Origin of the sequence: Mesorhizobium sp. M0778, assembly GCF_040320105.1 — a bacterium.
Taxonomy (GTDB): domain Bacteria; phylum Pseudomonadota; class Alphaproteobacteria; order Rhizobiales; family Rhizobiaceae; genus Mesorhizobium.
The window spans coordinates 1-18,450 of the sequence record NZ_JAMYPA010000020.1 but is presented as its reverse complement, the minus strand read 5'-3'; the positions used below and the strand labels follow the sequence as shown (position 1 = coordinate 18,450).

17 protein-coding genes are annotated in these 18,450 nt (G+C 62.9%); 12 read left to right on the top strand and 5 right to left on the bottom strand.

The window, feature by feature from the left end; all coding sequences use genetic code 11:
* Window positions 1–29 precede the first annotated feature (29 nt).
* The 9 genes from gcvA (NKI22_RS23900) (at window position 30) to NKI22_RS23860 (ending at window position 9,950) form a co-directional block, all read left to right on the top strand.
* On the top strand, window positions 30–941 hold the full coding sequence (gcvA, locus tag NKI22_RS23900; protein ID WP_023722531.1) for a transcriptional regulator GcvA: 912 nt from the start codon (window positions 30–32) through the stop codon (window positions 939–941).
* 223 nt (window positions 942–1,164) lie between these two features.
* Window positions 1,165–2,475 carry an ABC transporter substrate-binding protein gene (locus tag NKI22_RS23895; protein WP_352846872.1) on the top strand — a complete coding sequence of 437 codons (1,311 nt, stop codon included), beginning with the start codon at window positions 1,165–1,167 and terminating at the stop codon, window positions 2,473–2,475.
* 113 nt (window positions 2,476–2,588) lie between these two features.
* On the top strand, window positions 2,589–3,461 hold the full coding sequence (locus tag NKI22_RS23890; RefSeq protein ID WP_031195183.1) for a carbohydrate ABC transporter permease: 873 nt from the start codon (window positions 2,589–2,591) through the stop codon (window positions 3,459–3,461).
* A gap of 11 nt (window positions 3,462–3,472) precedes the next feature.
* Entirely contained in the window at window positions 3,473–4,297 is an 825-nt protein-coding gene (locus NKI22_RS23885; RefSeq protein ID WP_352484354.1) for a carbohydrate ABC transporter permease, read from the top strand.
* 50 nt (window positions 4,298–4,347) lie between these two features.
* Entirely contained in the window at window positions 4,348–5,352 is a 1,005-nt protein-coding gene (locus tag NKI22_RS23880) for an ABC transporter ATP-binding protein (protein WP_352484353.1), read from the top strand.
* Entirely contained in the window at window positions 5,349–6,119 is a 771-nt protein-coding gene (locus tag NKI22_RS23875) for an L-iditol 2-dehydrogenase (RefSeq protein ID WP_352938744.1), read from the top strand. The genes NKI22_RS23880 and NKI22_RS23875 overlap by 4 nt, the downstream gene beginning before the upstream one ends.
* A 70-nt stretch (window positions 6,120–6,189) precedes the next feature.
* Window positions 6,190–7,668, top strand: a complete 1,479-nt coding sequence (locus tag NKI22_RS23870; RefSeq protein ID WP_023722525.1) for a mannitol dehydrogenase family protein — start codon at window positions 6,190–6,192, stop codon at window positions 7,666–7,668.
* A gap of 15 nt (window positions 7,669–7,683) precedes the next feature.
* Window positions 7,684–8,367 (top strand): HAD family hydrolase, encoded by a 684-nt coding sequence (locus NKI22_RS23865; protein WP_352484350.1) that lies wholly within the window; start codon window positions 7,684–7,686, stop codon window positions 8,365–8,367.
* On the top strand, window positions 8,364–9,950 hold the full coding sequence (locus tag NKI22_RS23860; RefSeq protein ID WP_352958949.1) for an FGGY-family carbohydrate kinase: 1,587 nt from the start codon (window positions 8,364–8,366) through the stop codon (window positions 9,948–9,950). The genes NKI22_RS23865 and NKI22_RS23860 overlap by 4 nt, the downstream gene beginning before the upstream one ends.
* A gap of 14 nt (window positions 9,951–9,964) precedes the next feature.
* Here the strand turns inward: NKI22_RS23860 and NKI22_RS23855 are convergent, their stop codons facing one another.
* Complete coding sequence (locus NKI22_RS23855) at window positions 9,965–10,546, bottom strand: histidine phosphatase family protein (RefSeq protein ID WP_031195179.1); 582 nt, start codon at window positions 10,544–10,546, stop codon at window positions 9,965–9,967.
* A gap of 229 nt (window positions 10,547–10,775) precedes the next feature.
* Between NKI22_RS23855 and NKI22_RS23850 the strand changes: the two genes are divergently transcribed.
* Window positions 10,776–12,179: an MATE family efflux transporter gene (locus tag NKI22_RS23850; protein WP_352816677.1), complete on the top strand. Its 1,404-nt coding sequence runs from the start codon at window positions 10,776–10,778 to the stop codon at window positions 12,177–12,179.
* A 16-nt stretch (window positions 12,180–12,195) separates the two neighbouring features.
* On the opposite strand, the gene NKI22_RS23845 is transcribed toward NKI22_RS23850, so the two are convergent.
* From NKI22_RS23845 to speB, 4 genes are all read right to left on the bottom strand, one after another.
* Window positions 12,196–12,843, bottom strand: coding sequence for an amino acid ABC transporter permease (locus NKI22_RS23845; RefSeq protein WP_023722520.1), 648 nt, complete (start codon window positions 12,841–12,843; stop codon window positions 12,196–12,198).
* Window positions 12,840–13,508, bottom strand: coding sequence for an amino acid ABC transporter permease (locus NKI22_RS23840; protein WP_352816675.1), 669 nt, complete (start codon window positions 13,506–13,508; stop codon window positions 12,840–12,842). Before NKI22_RS23840 ends, NKI22_RS23845 begins: the two co-directional genes overlap by 4 nt.
* Before the next feature lie 6 nt (window positions 13,509–13,514).
* Window positions 13,515–14,324, bottom strand: a complete 810-nt coding sequence (locus tag NKI22_RS23835) for a transporter substrate-binding domain-containing protein (protein ID WP_352548066.1) — start codon at window positions 14,322–14,324, stop codon at window positions 13,515–13,517.
* Between the two features lie 138 nt (window positions 14,325–14,462).
* Entirely contained in the window at window positions 14,463–15,524 is a 1,062-nt protein-coding gene (gene speB, locus NKI22_RS23830; protein ID WP_352548068.1) for an agmatinase, read from the bottom strand.
* Window positions 15,525–15,704: 180 nt separating this feature from the next.
* On the opposite strand from speB, the gene gcvA (NKI22_RS23825) reads away from it, so the two are divergent.
* Together gcvA (NKI22_RS23825) and pncB are read left to right on the top strand one after the other, a co-directional pair.
* The gene (gene gcvA / locus NKI22_RS23825; protein ID WP_352467794.1) at window positions 15,705–16,679 is read left to right on the top strand and encodes a transcriptional regulator GcvA; all 975 of its coding nucleotides are present in this window, start codon (window positions 15,705–15,707) and stop codon (window positions 16,677–16,679) included.
* 194 nt (window positions 16,680–16,873) lie between these two features.
* A complete protein-coding gene (pncB, locus tag NKI22_RS23820) occupies window positions 16,874–18,178 on the top strand; it encodes a nicotinate phosphoribosyltransferase (protein WP_352816671.1) in 1,305 nt (434 codons plus the stop codon).
* Window positions 18,179–18,450 lie beyond the last annotated feature (272 nt).

Genomic DNA, 18,450 nt, shown 5'->3' with positions numbered 1-18,450 from the left:
ACGTCGATCACTGCCCATAAGGAGGGCTTATGCCGGAGCTCAATTCACGACAGCTGGTTTCGCAGCTTCCTCCGCTTCAGGCGATCCGGGTATTCGAGGCGGTGGCGCGGCATCTCTCCTTCACCAAGGCCGCCCAGGAGCTTGGCATGACGCAGGCGGCGGCAAGCTATCAGATCAAGCTTCTGGAGGAGCGCATCGGCGCGCCCTTGTTCCTGCGCCAACCAAAACAGATCGTGCTGACCGAACCCGGCCAGCGCCTGGCACCTGCGGTCAGCGAAGCGTTCGCGCTGTTGAGCGGCGCCTATGCCGCCGCGCGCACCGGCGCCGATGGCGTGCTTTGCGTTTCGACGCTGCTGACCTTTGCCTCCAATTGGCTGGCGCAGCATCTCGGTTCGTTCCAGGTCGCGCATCCGTCGCTGGCGGTGCGCGTCGATACTTCGAACAGGGTTGTCGACTTTGCCAGAGAGGATATCGACATCGCCATCCGCTCCGGCGGCGGCAACTGGCCGGGCGTCGAGACCCATATGCTTTTCAGGGCCGATTTCACGCCGGTTCTCAGCCCAAAACTCGCGGCCAGCATCGGCGGCGTCAACGAACCGGCCGACCTGCTGCGGCTGCCGATCCTCGACCCGGGCGACATCTGGTGGCGGGATTGGTTTGCCGCCGCCGGCCTGCCGGTCGCGGAATTGGCCAAACGCACCGGCACCAGCATGGGCGCGCAGGCCTACGAGGCCAATGCCGCGATTGCCGGCCATGGCGTGGCGATCGTCACCAAGGCGCTGTTCAAGACCGAACTTGCCGACGGCCGCCTGATTCAGCCCTTCGATCTTGTTGGTGACGACGGCCATGCCTATTGGCTGGTCTATCCGACGGCGCGGCGCAACGTGCCGAAGATCCGCGCCTTTCGTGATTGGATCCTGAACGAGATCGCTTGCCAATAGGCCGAAACCAGGCCACCCGGACAGCAAAGCTCCGGCTTTTGGCGGCGCGATGAGCCCGACCCAACCCTTCTCAACATATACCGCAAACGTCCCAGGCTTGCCGCTGCACCAGACCCGGCGTGCTGCGCTGCAGCAACGAATCCGTCTTGACATAATTCATCGCAAGTGAGTAATTGCTCACAGCCAAGGCAAATGCTCATCTTGGTTTATGGGAGGAATTTTGATGAAACTTCGCACGTTCACCCTAGGCCTGTTGTCGGCCAGCGCACTTGCTTTCGCCGCGCATGCCGAATCCATCACCATCGCCACCGTCAACAATGCCGATATGATCCGCATGCAGACGCTGACGGACGACTTCACCAAGGCGAACCCCGACGTCACGCTCAACTGGGTCACGCTCGAAGAGAACGTGCTGCGCGAGCGCGTCACCACCGACATCGCCACCAAGGGCGGCCAGTATGACGTGATGACCATCGGCACCTATGAAGTGCCGATCTGGGCCAAGCAGAGCTGGCTCCTGCCGCTCGATAAACTCGGCGACGACTACGACGCCAAGGACATCCTGCCGGCCATCGCTGGCGGTCTGTCAGTCGACGGCAAGCTCTATGCAGCGCCGTTCTATGGCGAGAGCTCCTTCGTCATGTACCGCAAGGACCTGATGGAAAAGGCCGGGCTCAAGATGCCCGATGCACCGACCTGGGACTTCATCAAGCAGGCCGCCGACAAGATGACCGACCGCGCCAACGGCGTGAACGGCGTCTGCCTGCGCGGCAAGGCCGGCTGGGGCGAGAACATGGCCTTCCTGACCGCCATGTCGAACTCGTTCGGCGCGCGCTGGTTCGACGAGAACTGGAAGCCGCAATTCGACCAGCCCGAATGGAAGAACACGCTGCAGTTCTATGTCGACCTGATGAAGGCCGACGGCCCCGAGGGTGCATCGTCGAATGGCTTCAACGAAAACCTGGCGCTGTTCCAGCAGGGCAAATGCGGCATGTGGATCGACGCTACGGTCGCCGCATCCATGGTCTCCGATCCGAAGAGTTCGAAGGTCGCCGACAAGGTTAGCTATGCGCTGGCGCCGGACAATGGCCTCGGCAAGCGCGGCAACTGGCTGTGGGCCTGGTCGCTGGCCATTCCCGCCGGCACCCAGAAGGCCGACGCCGCCGAAAAGTTCGTATCGTGGGCGACCAGCAAGCATTACTCCGAGCTCGTCGCCTCCAAGCTAGGCTGGGCCAGCGCTCCTCCGGGCACACGCACCTCGCTTTATGCCAATCCTGAGTACCAGAAGGCAGCACCTTTCGCCAAGATGACGCTGGACTCGATCAACTCCGCCGATCCGACGCATCCGACCGTCAAGCCGGTGCCCTATGTCGGCGTCCAGTTCGTCGCCATTCCTGAGTTCCAGGGCCTCGGCACCACTGTCGGCCAGCTCTTCTCGGCGGCACTTGCCGGCCAGTCGAGCGTCGACGATGCCCTGAAACAGGCGCAGGACGCCGCCACCGCGACGATGACCGAGGGCGGTTACATCAAGTAGGCTCCTCCCGGTGCCGGTTGCCAATGGCGACCGGCAACGGCCGCCCGAATCCCAGTTCGGGCGGCCGGCTATCACACCGCTGAAAACTTGGCTGACCTCGAAGGGTGACCGTCATGGCTACTCAGCAGACCCGTTCGCTTGCCCGCTTCATGATGGCGCCATCCGTGGTGCTGCTGCTGGTTTGGATGATTGTACCGCTGGCATTCACGCTGTGGTTCTCCTTCCAACAGTACAATCCGCTCAATCCGATGCGCGACGGCTTCGTCGGGTTTTCGAACTACGCGCTGTTCTATTCCAACCCGGCATTCCTGCAGTCGATCCTCAACACGCTCACCATCGTCGTCAGCGTGCTTTTGATCACGGTGATCGGCGGTATCTTGCTGGCCCTTCTGCTCGATCAGCCGATGTGGGGACAGGGCATCGTCCGCATCCTCGTCATCTCGCCGTTCTTCGTCATGCCGCCGGTGGCGGCACTGGTCTGGAAGAACATGATCATGCATCCGCAATACGGCGTCTTCGCCGATATTGCGCGCTTCTTCGGCGGGCAGCCGATCGACTGGTTCGGGCAGCACCCGCTTTTGGCCATCATCATCATCGTCGCCTGGCAGTGGCTGCCGTTTGCAACGCTGATCCTGTTGACCGCGCTTCAGTCGCTCGACGGCGAGCAGAAGGAAGCCGCCGAAATGGACGGCGCCGGCTTCATCAGCCGCTTCATCTATTTGACGCTGCCGCATATGTCGCGCGCCATAACCGTGGTCATCCTGATCCAGACGATCTTCCTTCTGTCGGTCTATGCCGAGATCCTCGTCACCACCAATGGCGGCCCGGGTTATGCCTCCACCAACCTGCCCTTCCTCGTCTACCAGAAGGCATTGCTGGAGTTCAAAATCGGCCAGGCGTCCGCCGGGGGTATTATCGCAGTCATTCTCGCCAACATCGTCGCCTTCTTCGCCATGCGCGCCGTCGGCAAGAATTTGGATAAATAAGGGAGGAAACGATGGCACGTGCAGTCACCACCCAGCACAAGACGATTGCGACCGCGGCCGCCTGGATCGTCGCGCTGCTGATCTTCTTCCCGATCCTCTATACGATCATCACTTCGTTCAAATCGGAGCAGGAGGCCATCCAGGGCTTCAACCTGTTCCCGTCGGGAACCACGGAGAGCTATTCCGAGGTCCAGGCGCAGAACGGTTATTTCAAATTCTTCCTGAACTCGGTGTTCCTGTCGGTCGGCTCGACCGTCCTGGCTCTGCTTGTCGCCGTACCGGCGGCATGGTCGATGGCGTTTTCGCCAAGCAAACGCACCAAGGACATCCTGATGTGGATGCTTTCCACCAAGATGATGCCGGCCGTCGCCGTGCTGTTCCCGATCTATCTGATCTTCCGCGACACCGGACTGCTCGACAGCCGCATCGGCCTGATGGTCATGCTGATGCTGATCAACCTGCCGATCGTGGTCTGGATGCTCTACACCTACTTCCGCGAGATCCCGGGCGAGATCCTGGAAGCGGCGCGCATGGACGGCGCATCGCTCTGGAACGAGATCATCTACGTGCTGACGCCGATGGCGGTGCCGGGCATCGCCTCGACCATGCTGCTCAACATCATCCTCGCCTGGAACGAGGCGTTCTGGACGATCCGGCTGACCACCACCGAGGCAGCGCCGCTCACCGCTTTCATCAGCTCCTTCTCCAGTCCGCAGGGGCTGTTCTGGGCCAAGCTTTCGGCCGCCTCGACACTGGCGATCGCGCCGATCCTGATCATGGGCTGGTTCAGCCAGAAGCAGCTGGTCCGCGGCCTGACGTTTGGGGCGGTAAAGTAACGGGCATCGCCTGACGCAAAACGAAAAACAGCCCTTCGGGGGAGGAAATCATGGGAAACATCACGCTCAAGAACGTCTCCAAATCCTTCGGGGCGACGTCCATCATCCCCGGCCTCGACCTGATCATCGAGAACGGCGAGTTCGTCGTCTTCGTCGGCCCGTCGGGCTGCGGCAAGTCCACGCTGTTGCGTCTGATTGCCGGCCTGGAGGACACCAGCGGCGGCACCATCATCATCGATGGCCGCGACGTCACCGGCGAGGCGCCGGCCAAGCGCAAGCTGGCCATGGTGTTCCAGTCCTATGCGCTTTACCCGCATATGACGGTGGCCAAGAACATCGCTTTCCCCCTGAAGATGGCGGGCGAGGACCAGGCGACCATCGACAAGAAGGTGAAGGACGCCGCCCGCATCTTGAACCTCACCAACTACCTAGATCGCCGCCCCGGCCAGCTCTCCGGCGGCCAGCGGCAGCGCGTCGCCATCGGCCGCGCCATCGTGCGCCAGCCTTCCGCCTTCCTGTTCGACGAGCCTTTGTCCAATCTCGACGCGGCGCTGCGCGGCACCATGCGGCTGGAGATCAGCGAGCTGCATCACCAGCTCAAGACCACCATGGTCTACGTCACCCACGACCAGATCGAGGCCATGACCATGGCCGACAAAATCGTCGTGCTCAACGCCGGCAATATCGAGCAGGTCGGCTCGCCGATGGAGCTCTACAAGACACCGAAGAACCTGTTCGTCGCCGGTTTCATCGGCTCGCCGAAGATGAACCTGATCGAAGGCGAGCCGGCCGCCAAATATGGCGCCAGGACAGTCGGCATCCGCCCGGAGCATATGAACATTTCGAAGACGTCAGGCGACTGGAAGGCGACCGTCGGCGTTGCCGAACATCTCGGCTCCGACACGTTTTTGCACGTCCAGGCGGATGGTGTCGGGCAGCTGACGGTGCGTGCCGACGGCGAACTTGCCGCCCATCACGGCGACACAATCTATCTGACACCGGACAAGACCAAGCTGCATCGTTTTGGCACCGATGGGAAGGCGATGCTGCAATGAGGCTCGGAGGTAAATCGGCGCTGATCACCGGATCGGCGCGCGGCATCGGCAGGGCGTTTGCCGAAGCCTACATGCGGGAGGGCGCGACCGTCGCCGTCGGCGACATCAATCTCGAGGCTGCCGAGAAGACGGCTTCGGAAATCGGCGGCAACGCCTACGCGGTGAAGCTGGACGTCACCGATCTCGCGTCGATAGATGCGGCTGTCAAGGCGGTCGAAACCAGAGCCGGCGGCCTCGATATTTTGATCAACAACGCTGCGCTGTTCGACCTGGCGCCGATCGTCGAGATCAGCAAGGCAAGCTACGACAAATTGTTCTCGGTCAACGTCGCCGGCACACTGTTTACGCTTCAGGTTGCGGCCCGTTCGATGATTGCCCGCGGCAAGGGCGGCAAGATCATCAACATGGCAAGCCAGGCCGGGCGCCGCGGCGAGGCGCTGGTCGCCGTCTACTGCGCCACCAAGGCGGCGGTCATCTCGCTCACCCAGTCGGCAGGGCTGGACCTGATCAAGCACGGCATCAATGTCAACGCGATAGCACCGGGGGTCGTCGACGGCGAGCATTGGGATCACGTCGATGCCCTGTTCGCCAAGTTCGAGAACCGGCCGAAAGGCGAAAAGAAGAGGCTGGTCGGCGAAGCCGTGCCTTATGGCCGCATGGGCACGGCGCAAGACCTCACCGGCATGGCGGTGTTCCTGGCCAGCGATGAGGCCGAATACATCATTGCCCAGACCTACAATGTCGATGGCGGCCAGTGGATGAGTTGAGGGGGCGAGGGCGCTCTTCTCCCCGTCTCCTCCACGGGGGAAGAGCCGTCCCGCTAAAGGGTAAAAGCAGATGTCCGTGAAACTCTCTTCTTCCATACTCGCCAAGCTTCCGCCCAAGGTCGCCGGCCCGAAATACGATCGCGCCGCGCTCAAGGCCGGCATCGTGCATTTCGGCGTCGGCAATTTCCATCGCTCGCATCAGGCCGTCTATCTCGACGACCTCTTCAATTCGGGCGTCGGTCACGACTGGGCCATCGTTGGCGCCGGCGTCTTCGAGGGCGAGAAGGTCGGCCGCGGCAAGCTGCAGGAACAGGACTGGCTGACCACAGTGGTCGAGCAGGACAGCGGCCATATGAGCGCGCGCGTCACCGGCGTCATGATCGACTTCCTGGTGCCGGGCGACGCGACCGCAATTGTCGAGCGGCTTGCCGATCCGGCGATCAAGATCGTTTCCCTGACCATCACCGAGGGTGGCTATTTCATCGATCCGGCTTCTGGCGTGTTCAATCCGACGCATCCCGACATCATTGCCGACGCTGAGCCGGGGGCGACGCCGAAGACCGTATTCGGCCTCATCCTCGCTGGGCTGCTGCGCCGCCGCGCCAATGGCATCGTGCCCTTCACCATCATGTCCTGCGACAACATCCCCCACAACGGCCACGTCACTTCCGATGGCGTCATCGGCCTTGCCCGGCTGATCGACGAGGATCTGGCAAACTGGGTGAACGAAAACGTCGCCTTTCCCAATGGCATGGTCGACCGCATCACGCCGGCCACCACCGATCGCGAGCGCGGCATTCTCTCCAGCGAGTTCGGTCTCGACGACAATTGGCCGGTGTTTTGCGAGCCGTTCAAGCAATGGGTGCTGGAGGACCGTTTCACCGACGGAAGGCCGCCGCTGGAACAGGTCGGCGTGCAGTTCGTCAGCGATGTCGCGCCCTATGAGCTGATGAAGATCCGCATCCTCAATGGCGGACATGCGACCATCGCCTATCCGGCCGGGCTGATGGACATCCATTTCGTCCATGAGGCGATGCAGGAGCCGCTGGTACGCGGCTTTCTCGACAAGCTCGAGCATGACGAGATCATCCCGACGGTGCCACCGGTGCCGGACACCGTGCTGGAGGACTATTACCAGCTCATCAAGCACCGGTTCTCTAACCCGAAAATCGGCGACACCATACGCCGGCTTTGCCTCGACGGCTCCAACCGCCAGCCGAAATTCATCATTCCGACCATCGCCGACCGGCTGAAGGCCGGCAAGAGCGTCACCGGCCTGGCGCTGGAATCGGCGCTCTGGTGCCGCTACTGTTTCGGCACGACGGATTCCGGTGCCGTCACCGAGCCCAACGACCCGAATTGGAGCCGGCTGCAGGCGACGGCAAGGGCGGCCAGGGACATGCCTGCCGCCTGGCTTGCCATGGAGGACATCTATGGCGATGTCGGCCGCTCGCCGCCGTTCGCCGAAGCGTTCGCCCATGCGCTCAAATCGCTGTGGGCGGACGGCGCGCGCGCGACACTGACGCGCTATCTCGCCGGCGACCTCTGAAGCCGATCCAGCGCGATGACGCCTGAACTGGTCATTTTCGACTGTGACGGCGTGCTGGTGGATAGCGAGATGCTGTCCGTCTCGGCATTGCTGGAGATGATCGCGCTTGCCGGCGGCAACGTCAGCGAGGACGTTGCCTACGAGCACTTCCTCGGCAAGAGCATGAAGAGCGTCCGCGAAATCCTCGCAAGCGACTTCGGGCTCGATCTCACCGACCAGCATCTGACCGAGATGCGCTCCGAACTGATGCGCAAGTTTCGCCAGGAGCTGAAACCGATGCCAGGCATGGCACAGGTCCTGCCGAAGCTCGGCGTGCCGTGCTGCGTCGCCTCCTCCGGCACGCTGGAGCGGATCCGCTATGCGCTCAAGGTTACGGGGTTGCTTGGGCTGCTGGAGCCGCATTTGTTCAGCGCTGCCATGGTGGCGCGGGGCAAACCGGCGCCCGATCTTTTTCTCCATGCGGCTGCTAAAATGGGAGCGGACCCGCGAAACTGCCTCGTCGTCGAGGACAGCCCGGCCGGCATCCAAGCGGCGCGGGTGGCAGGCATGCGCGTCCTTGCCTTCACCGGGGGCTCGCACACCGGCAACCCGGCACTGAAAGCGCGGCTTGCGTCGAGTGAGCCGGACTTTATATTCGCTGACATGCTGCAATTGCCCGATCTGATTGCAGGCCTGGGAGCGAGAGCAAGAACACCTTGACCAACAGTTTCGTTTGCGCGGTCGATGTCGGCACCGGAAGCGCCCGTGCCGGCATTCTCGACACCGGTGGCGCCTTGCTCGGCCGCGCCGAGCACCCGATCGCCATGCAACAGCCGAAAGCCGACCACGCCGAGCACGATTCGCAGGATATATGGTCGGCGGTGTGCATGGCCGTCCGCGCTGCCCGCGAAAAGGCGCGCGTGAAGGCTGAGGATATCGTCGGCATCTCCTTTGACGCCACCTGCTCGCTGGTGGTGCGAGACCGGCATGGCGGCCAGCTCAGCGTGTCGGTATCAGGCGACAGACGCTGGGACACCATCGTATGGCTCGATCATCGCGCCATTGCCGAGGCCGACGAATGCACCGAAAGCGGCCATGCCGTGCTCGACTATATCGGCGGCGTCATGTCGCCGGAAATGGAGACGCCGAAGCTGATGTGGCTGAAGCGCAACCTGCCCGGAACATGGAACGAAGCCGGCTACCTATTCGACCTCACCGACTTCCTGACCTGGAAGGCAACCGGCTCGCTCGCCCGTTCACAATGCACGCTGACCGCCAAATGGACCTATCTTGCCCATGAAGCGACCGGCTGGCGGCGCGACTTCTTCGAAGCCGTCGGGCTCGGCGACGTTTTCGAGCACGGCAATCTGCCGGGAAAGGCAAGCCCGGTCGGCGCAGATATCGGTGCGCTCAACACGCAAGCCGCGGCGGAGCTTGGCCTCACCGAAAAATGCCGGGTTGGCGCCGGCGTCATCGATGCCTATGCCGGCGCGCTTGGCGTGCTCGGCGGCTTCGCCGGTGACGCGACCAACATCGGCCGCCATCTGGCTCTGATCGCCGGCACGTCGAGTTGCGTCATGGCGATGTCGCCCGATCCGCAGCCTTTCGCCGGTGTTTGGGGTCCTTACTATGGCGCCGCCCTTCCCGGCCTGTGGCTGTCGGAAGGTGGCCAGTCAGCCACCGGCGCGCTGCTCGATCACATCATCCGCTGGCATGGCGCCGGCGGCGAGCCGGATGCCGCCATGCATGCCAGGATCGCCCGCCGCGTCGCCGAGCTGCGCGCCGCTGAAGGAGACAACCTCGCCGCCAGGCTGCATGTGCTGCCCGATTTTCACGGTAACCGCTCGCCGCTCGCCGACCCGCATGCCGTAGGCGTCATCAGCGGGCTGACGCTGGATTCGTCCTTCGACAGTCTGTGCAAGCTCTATTGGCGCACCGCTGTCAGCATCGCGCTTGGCGTCCGCCATGTGCTGGAGGCGCTGAACGAGAACGGCTATCTGATCGACACGCTGCATGTCACCGGCGGCCACACCAAGAACCCCTTGCTGATGGAGCTCTATGCCGACGCCACCGGATGCACGGTGGTCGAGCCGCTGGCGGACGAGGCGGTGCTGCTCGGCACCGGCATGATTGCCGCCACCGCTGCCAGGCTTTTTCCCGATTTGAACGCCGCTTGCGTCGCCATGCAGCAAGGCGGCAGGACGCGCGAGCCCAATCCGGCTGCCGCCGGCCGGTTCGATCGCGACTACCGCGTGTTTCTCGAGATGCATCGGCAAAGGCAGGCGCTGGACGCGATCCGATAGATCGGGATCGGCGGCTATCTCTGGTTCCAGCGCCGGACGACCGGTTCGTCAAGGCCGTGCTCATAACCGATCACGCTTACGCTGGCGGTATCCAGCACGAAAAGCGCGCCGTCTTGCGGTGGCAGGCCGAGCCAGCGTGCGGCTAGCACCCTCAGGAAATGCGAACTTGAGAAGACCAGGACATTGCCGCTGGCCTCGAGCAACTGGCTGACGATCCGGTCCGCCCTCGAGCCTACATCCGTGGCGGACTCGCCGCGCGGGCAGCCGTCGCGAAAGAGCCGCCAACCGGGACGCTCGGCGAGGATTTGCTTGGTGGTCAATCCCTCATAGGCACCATAATCCCACTCCGCCAGATCGTCCTTCTTCACGCCTGACGAGCCGAAGCCGGCCAGCGCACAGGTGTTGAAGGCGCGCTGCGACGGGCTCGACCACACCGCCGAGAAGGATAGACCCTTTAGCCGCTCAGTGACCCGCCTTGCCGCGTCCTCGCCGGCCGGCGTCAGCGGTATGTCGGTCCGGCCGGTATGTTTTCCGGACGCACTCCATTCCGTCTCGCCATGCCGAACCAGATAGATTTCGGGAAACGCGCTCATCAGGCTGCCTTTCAAAGGAATCCACCGTGACCATAGCGGCTTCCATGGCCTCTCCAATAGCCTGCATTGAGCCGACTGGCTTAACCCTTCCGCAAGTCAGCCTCTTGCCACCGGTGCCCATTTCATAGACAAACCCGTCGTAATGCGGAATCCGGCCGATCTTGGCCATTTTCCGCGCTGAGACGCGGCTTCCGGCTCTTGCCGACGTGCCGCAATCGGATAGGCGGAAAAAATGTCTGCGATCGAAGCCGACGCTCGCGCGCCGGAAAACCTTTGGCGTCGGGAAATCAGGGCGATGCTGGCGCTCGCCTGGCCGATGGTGCTGACCAATCTCGGTCAGACCGCGATGACCGCTATCGACGTCATGATGATGGGGCGGCTGGGGCCGGACACGCTGGCCAGCGGTGCGCTTGGTGCCAACCTTTACTTCATGCCGCTGATCTTTGGACTTGGCCTGATGCTGGCGACCTCGCCGATGATGGCGACCGAGCTCGGCCGTCGCCGCCACTCGGTGCGCGACCTGCGCCGCACCGTGCGCCAGGGCCTGTGGCTGGCGATCCTCATTTGCATTCCGATCTGGGTCTTTCTCTGGCACGGCGAGAGCGTGTTGCTGGCCATGGGTCAGGAACCGGCGCTGGCGCATCAGGCCGGCATCTATCTGCGCTGGCTCGAATGGGCGGTGCTGCCCTTTTTCGGCTACATCGTCCTGCGCTCGTTCATTTCGGCGCTGGAGCGGCCGGGCTGGGCACTGATCATCGTCTTCGTTGCCGTCGCCTGCAACGCCTTTTTCAACTGGCTGTTCATGTTCGGCAATCTCGGCATCCAATCGATGGGCATCGCCGGCTCCGGCCTTGCAACCACTCTGTCCAGCACGCTTATGTTCGCCGGCATGGCGGCGGTGGTGATGCTTGAGAAGAAATTCCGGCGCTATCGTCTGTTCGGACGCTTCTGGCGGGCCGACTGGCCGCGCTTCAAGGGCCTGCTGCGGCTCGGCCTGCCCATCGCCGGTCTGCTGGCCTTCGAGGTGACGATCTTCAACGCGGCGGCCTTTCTCATGGGTCTGATCGATGCGGCTTCGCTTGCCGCCCATGCGATCGCCATCCAGATCGCCTCGATCACCTTCATGGTGCCGCTCGGCCTCAACCAGGCGGTGACGGTGCGCGTCGGACTTGCCCACGGCGCCGGCAATCCGGAAGGTGTCAGCCGGGCTGGCTGGACCGCCTATGTCGTCGGTGTCTCCTTCATGGCGCTGATGGGGCTGGTGATGATCCTGTGGCCGCACCTCTTGATCGGGGCCTTCATCGATCTGGGCAATCCGGCTAATGCCGAGGTGGTCGCGCTGGCCGTGTCGTTCCTCGCTTTTGCCGCGCTGTTCCAGGTTTTTGACGGTGCGCAGGCGGTAGCCAGCGGCATGCTGCGCGGCCTGCACGACACCAAGGTGCCGATGATCTATGCCGCGATCGGCTATTGGGGCATCGGCCTGCCGCTCGGCGTGCTGCTCGCCTTCCATTTCGGTTTCAACGGCGTCGGCATCTGGATCGGCCTATCGTCGGGACTGGCGGTGGTTGCTGCACTCCTGCTGGGACGCTGGCTGCGGCGGGACAGGATCGCGCCGCCGCTGGTGTTCGGGCGTTGAATTGCTGGTCGCCCGCTCAGCGGGCCGCCGCCCGCTGTTCCAGCGAGCGCGCATATTGCGTCAGCGGAAAGCACATGACGAAGAAGATCAGCGCTACCAGCCCGTAGACTTTGAACGGTTCGAAGGTCGCATTGTTGATTGCGTTGGATGTCCTCACCAGCTCCTCGAAACCGATGATCGAGGTCAGCGCGGTCGACTTGATCAGCTGCACCAGGAAGCCGACGGTCGGCGCGCGGGTGATCGAAAACGCCTGCGGCAGGATGATCAGCCGGAGTTCCTGCAGATAGTGCAGGCCGAGGCTGGCGCCGGCGTCCCACTGGCCGCGTGGCAATGCATCGACGCCGCCGCGCCAGATCTCGGCGAGATAGGCGCTGGCAAAGAAGGTCAGGCCAAGCACCGCCGCGGTCCACGGCTCGATGCGCAGGCCCAGCATCGGCAAGCCGAAGAACATCAGGAAGAGCTGCATCAGCAGCGGCGTGCCCTGGAAAAGCGCGATGTAGCCGGAGGCAAACCGGCGCGCCCATTTATTCTTGGCGATCCGGAAGAACAGCACGATCATGCCGACCACGGCGCCGCCGACAAAGGCAGCCAACGACAACAGCACCGTCCAGCGCGCCGCCAGCAGCAGGTTGCGCAGAATGTCCCAGAAGGTGAATTCGATCATGACACGCCGGCTCCAAGAAGCCGGCGACCGCCGCCGACCAGCAGCCGGCGCAGCCCAATCGACAGGATGAGATAGACCATCGTCACCACGAAATAGGTCTCGAAAGCCCGAAACGTGCGCGCCTGCAGCATGTCGGCTTCATAGGTCAGCTCGCGCACCGCGATCTGCGACACCACGGCGGATTCCAGCATCATGATGACGATCTGGCTGGTCAGCGCCGGATAGATCACCTTGAGCGCCTGCGGCAGCACGATTTTGATGAAGACCTGGCGCGGCCTGAGCCCAAGCGCCATTGCCGCTTCCGTCTGCCCGGGCGGCACCGCGTCGAGTCCGGCGCCAACGATCTCGATCGTGTAGGCCGCCATGTTGAGCGTCATCGCCAGCATGGCTGCCAGCACGGGATCGAGCCTCACGCCGATGCTTGGCAGCCCGAAGAAGATGAAGAACAGCTGCACCAGGAACGGCGTGTTGCGGATCACCTCGACATAGACGCCGATCGCCCGCTTGAGCAGCAGCGGGCCATTTCGCCGCCCTGCCGCGCCGAGGATGCTGAGCAACGTTCCCGCCAGCGTGGTCACGGCGATCAACAGGATCGTCGTGGCCGCGCCGCGCGCGATCGCCTCTGTCGCCCCGGCAAGCCAGCCGAAGTCGAGGCTATAGGTCACCGGCCGTCAATCCTTGAGATTGGCGGGATCGAGCGGTGTCTTCAGCCAGGCCTTCGAGCTTTCGTCCAGTCTCCCGTCGGCCAGCATCTTGGCAACTGCATCGTTGACCGCTTGCTTGAGGCGGTCTTCCTTCTTGTTGAGGCCGATATGCGAGGGCGAGGTGAGAAGCTGGAACTTTTGCTCCGGCTTCAGCGCCTCCTGACGGGCGAGCACCTGGGCGCCGACATCGTTGCCGACCACCATCAGCTGGGTCTGACCCGAGATGAAGGCCTGGATGACGGAATTATAGTTGTCGAAGCGGCGGATGTCGGCCGAGGCGGGTGCTGCCTCGGTCAGCGAGGTGTCCTCCAGCGTGCCGCGATTGACGGCGATCGACTTGTCGGCAAGGTCTTCCTTGCCTTTGACCGAAAGTGCTGCCGGGCCGATGACGGCGATGTAGTAAGGCGCGTAGGCGGCGGCGAAATCGATCACCTGCTCACGCTCCTTGGAATAGCCGACGCTCATCAGCAGGTCGACGCGCTTGTCGGTAAGATATGGGATGCGGTTCTGGCCGGTCACGCTGACCAGATTGAGCTTGACCTTGAGCTGCTCGGCGATGGATTGCGCCACGTCGATGTCGTAGCCCTTGATGCTCATGTCGGCGCTGGCCGAGGAGAAGGGTGGGAAATCGGAAAAGATACCGACATTGATGGCGCCGGCCTTGGTGATGTCGTCGATAGCGTCGGCATTGGCGGCCTGGGTCGTGAAACCAAAGCCGGTTGCGCCGAGCATCAGCACGGCGGCGATGGATGATTTGAGTTTCATGTGAAATGTCATTGTCGTTCCCCTGCTGGAAGCTTGTTTATGTGAGTGCAACCGCCGGCTCCAGCGCGGCGGTCGCCTTTGGGATTTTCTAGTGGACCATGATCGTCTCCGAAAACCGGTTCCCACTTTTCGGGATCATGGTCGAGCGTGTCAGCCCGCCTTGCTGGTGATTGCCGGGCTGAAGACCATCAGGCTGAGGATCTCGAACAGCACCTGCGCGCCGGCATGCGCCGTGTTGGTGGTCGCGTCATATTGCGGCGCCACCTCGACGACGTCGCCGCCGACGATATTGAGGCCCTTCAGGCCGCGCAGCAGCTCGAGCACTTCGCGCGTCGTCAGCCCGCCGACCTCCGGCGTGCCGGTGCCCGGCGCGAAGGCGGGATCGATGCTGTCGATATCGAAGGAGACATAGGTCGGGCCGTCGCCGACTATCCTGCGCGCCTTCTCGATAATGGCGGGGATGCCGAGGCCGGTCACCTCTTCGACATGCACCACGGTCATACCGGACTCGTAGGTGAACTCCCAAAGGTACTCGGCCGAGCCGCGAATGCCGATCTGGATGGTGCGGCTCGGGTCGAGCACGCCGTCCAGCACCGCGTTGCGGAACGGCCCGCCATGGTGGAACTTGGTCATGTCGAACAGGCCGCTGGTGTCGCAATGGGCGTCGATATGGATCATGCCCACCGGCGCCTTCTTGCCGACAGCTTTCAGGATCGGGTGGCTGATCGAATGATCGCCGCCGACAGACAAGGGCAGGACGCCGGCGTCGACGATCTGGTTGGCGCGGCGTTCGATATCGTCATGGCTGGTCTCCAGCCGATAGCGGCTCTGGAACGGCACGTCGCCGATGTCGGCGACCTTCAGCTCATGCGTCGGTGCACATTCCAGCACATGGTTGTAGGGGCCAATGCGCTCGATGGCGCGCAGCGCCCTTGGCCCGAAACGGGCGCCGGGCCGGTTGGTGACGCCAAGATCCATCGGCACGCCGATCATCGCCACCTGCAGATCGCCGAAATCCGGATTGTCGGCGGCGACTTCACGATAGGGCGCTGCGAGGAAGGTCGGGATGCCGGAATAGGGCGCCAGCCGCGTGCCGGTCTTGGAGAAGATCTTGTCGGCGACACGCTGAAATTTCGGGTCGAACATTTCGCCGCCATGGCTCTCGCCATATTTGCGGCGCAATGCTTCGAGCTTGCCGCGATCATAACCCATGTCGGTTCTCCATGGCTGGTGCAGCGCGCCAAGGACCTTGGTAGCCGCGGCCGTTGGCTGCCTGTAGATTTCAAGTCTTGATGCAATGCTTGGGCAAAGTGTCCTGTAGCTGCATTGAAAAATCAATTGATATTGTTAGGGTGTTTGTTGTGAGAAAATCTCACAGAGTTCAGGTTCCAAATGGCCAAGCGTTTGCCACCACTCAACCCGCTGCGCGCCTTCGAGGCGACGGCGCGCCACGCCTCGCTGACCAAGGCGGCGGCTGAGCTCAACGTCACCCACGGCGCCATCAGCCATCAGATCAAGGCGCTCGAGCAATCATTGGGCGTCAAGCTGTTCGAGCGCGCCGGCCAGCGGGTGAAGCTCACGCCGCACGGCGCCGAGTTGCTGCCGGCGGTGTCGACCGCCTTCGACGGCATCGCCGCCGCCACGCAGCGCATGACGAGGCCGGCCAGCACCGGCGCGCTGTCGGTATCCTGCGTGCCGGCGCTGCTGTTGCTGTGGATGATCCCGCGGCTCGGCAGCTTCACTTCGCAATATCCGGATATCCGGCTGACGCTGATCCCATCGAATGACGCCAAGGACGTCCGCGCCCCGCATATCGATGTCTGCGTGCACTATGGTGACGGCAGCTGGACCGACTGCTGGATGCGCAAATGGTCGGGTCTCGAACTGTTCCCGGTGGTCAGCCCGACGCTGATCAACAACCGCCCGATCCGCACCGTCCGCGACCTCGCCGATCACGTCTTCCTGCATGGCGACGACGGCCGCGAATGGCACACCTGGCTGGCCGCCGCCGACGCGCTGGACCTGGAGCGCGGCCGCCGCCATCATCTTGGCGACGCGCGCATGGCGACCGAGGCTGCGGTTCACGGCCATGGCGTGGCGCTCGGCGACACGGTAACTGCAAGCGGACTGCTCGCCAGGGGTCTGCTTGTCGCCCCGTTCAGCCTTTCCGTGCCGGCGGTCGACGATTTCTACGTCGTCTGCCGCAACGAGATGAGGTCGGCGCCGATCGTGCAATTGTTCATCGACTGGCTGTTTGCCGAGAAAGAGCAGGCCGACCGCCGCGCCGACGCGCCGGTGGCGGGCCGCATCGGCACTCGCCGCAAGCGTCCGGCGCTCAAGGTGGTCGGCGCCAAGACCGCATCCTGAGGCCGAAATTGCCGTAGGCGACGCTTGCCGCAGGGGCTTCTTTTTGTCGGGCCAGCCCGCAAAGCGGGAGGCGCTTTCAAAAATTCGATGCTAAGAGCCATTTGGAGCAATTCCAGGAAAAGTGCGCAGCGGTTTTCCATCCGGAATTGCGCTAAACAAAAAGCTAGAGCGAGCAGCGAAGGCGGCATTGAGCGATGGCAAAGACCGATATAGCGCGGCGCGTCTACAACCACACCTGGAAGCTCGACCCGATCGTCCGCAGCCTGCTGGACACCGATTTCTACAAGCTTTTGATGCTGCAGATGATCTGGGGCATGTATCCCAAGGTCGATACCACTTTCTCGCTGATCAACCGCACCACTTCGGTCCGCCTTGCCGAGGACATCGACGAGGCAGAGTTGCGCGAGCAGCTCGACCATGCCCGTACGCTGCGCTTCTCGAAGAAAGAGATGATCTGGCTCGGCGGCAACACCTTCTACGGCCGCAAGCAGATCTTCGAACCGGAATTCCTCGCCTGGCTGGAAAATTTCCGGCTGCCCGAATACGAGCTTTCCAGGCGCGACGGCCAATACGAGCTCACCTTCAGCGGTCCGTGGATGTATACGACGCTGTGGGAGATCCCGGCGCTGGCAATTATCAACGAACTGCGCTCGCGCGCGGCCATGCGGGCGTTCGGGCCGTTTGCGCTCGACGTGCTCTATGCCCGCGCCAAGGCCAAGATGTGGGCCAAGACCGAGCGGCTGAAGGCGCTGCCCGGCATCCGCATTTCGGATTTCGGCACCCGCCGCCGTCATTCGTTCCTGTGGCAGCGCTGGTGCGTCGAAGCGTTGAAGGAGGGCATCGGCGAGGCCTTTACCGGCACCTCCAACGTCCTGCTCGCCATGGACAACGACCTCGAAGCGCTCGGCACCAACGCGCATGAGCTGCCGATGGTGTTCGCCGCGCTCACCAATTCGGAAAAGGAATTGAAGCAGTCGCCCTATAAGGTGTTGCAGGACTGGCAGCGCTACTACGGCGGCAATTTGCTGATCGTGCTGCCGGACACCTTCGGCACCGCGGCGTTCCTGCGCGATGCGCCGGACTGGGTCGCCGACTGGACCGGCTTCCGCCCCGACAGCGCGCCGCCGATCGAGGGCGGCGAGAAGATCATTTCCTGGTGGCGCGAAAAGGGCAAGGACCCCAAGCAGAAGCTGCTCATCTTCTCCGACGGGCTTGAGGTCGAGACCATCGAGGAGACCTACCGCCACTTCCGCGGCAAGGTGCGCATGTCCTTCGGCTGGGGCACCAACCTGACCAATGATTTCGAAGGCTGCGCACCGACCGAGACCAACCGGCTCGACGCCATCTCGCTGGTCTGCAAGGTCACCGAGGCCAATGGCAGGCCGGCGGTCAAGCTCTCCGACAATCCGGCCAAGTCGACAGGCGACGAGAAAGAGATCGAGCGCTATCTGCGGATATTCGGCCAAAAGGACCGCGTGGAGCAGCTGGTGAAGGTGTGAGGGCCGACAAGAAGTATTTCTTGGAAAGCATGAGTTCCCGCCCACCCCCCTCTGTCCTGCCGGACATCTCCCCCTCTGAGGGGGAGATTGGCTCTCATCTCCGTTCTGGCCAACCCTCAACGAGGCAAGAAAAGCGCCGGCCGATTCAACTGCCAATCTCCCCCCTCGAGGGCAGGGGAATCGCATATGGCGATTTTGGGGTTGAGTTTAGGCTGAGAAAGGATTCTTTGGAGAGGCAGTTGAGCGAAGGAGCGACTGCCATTTCCTGCCTT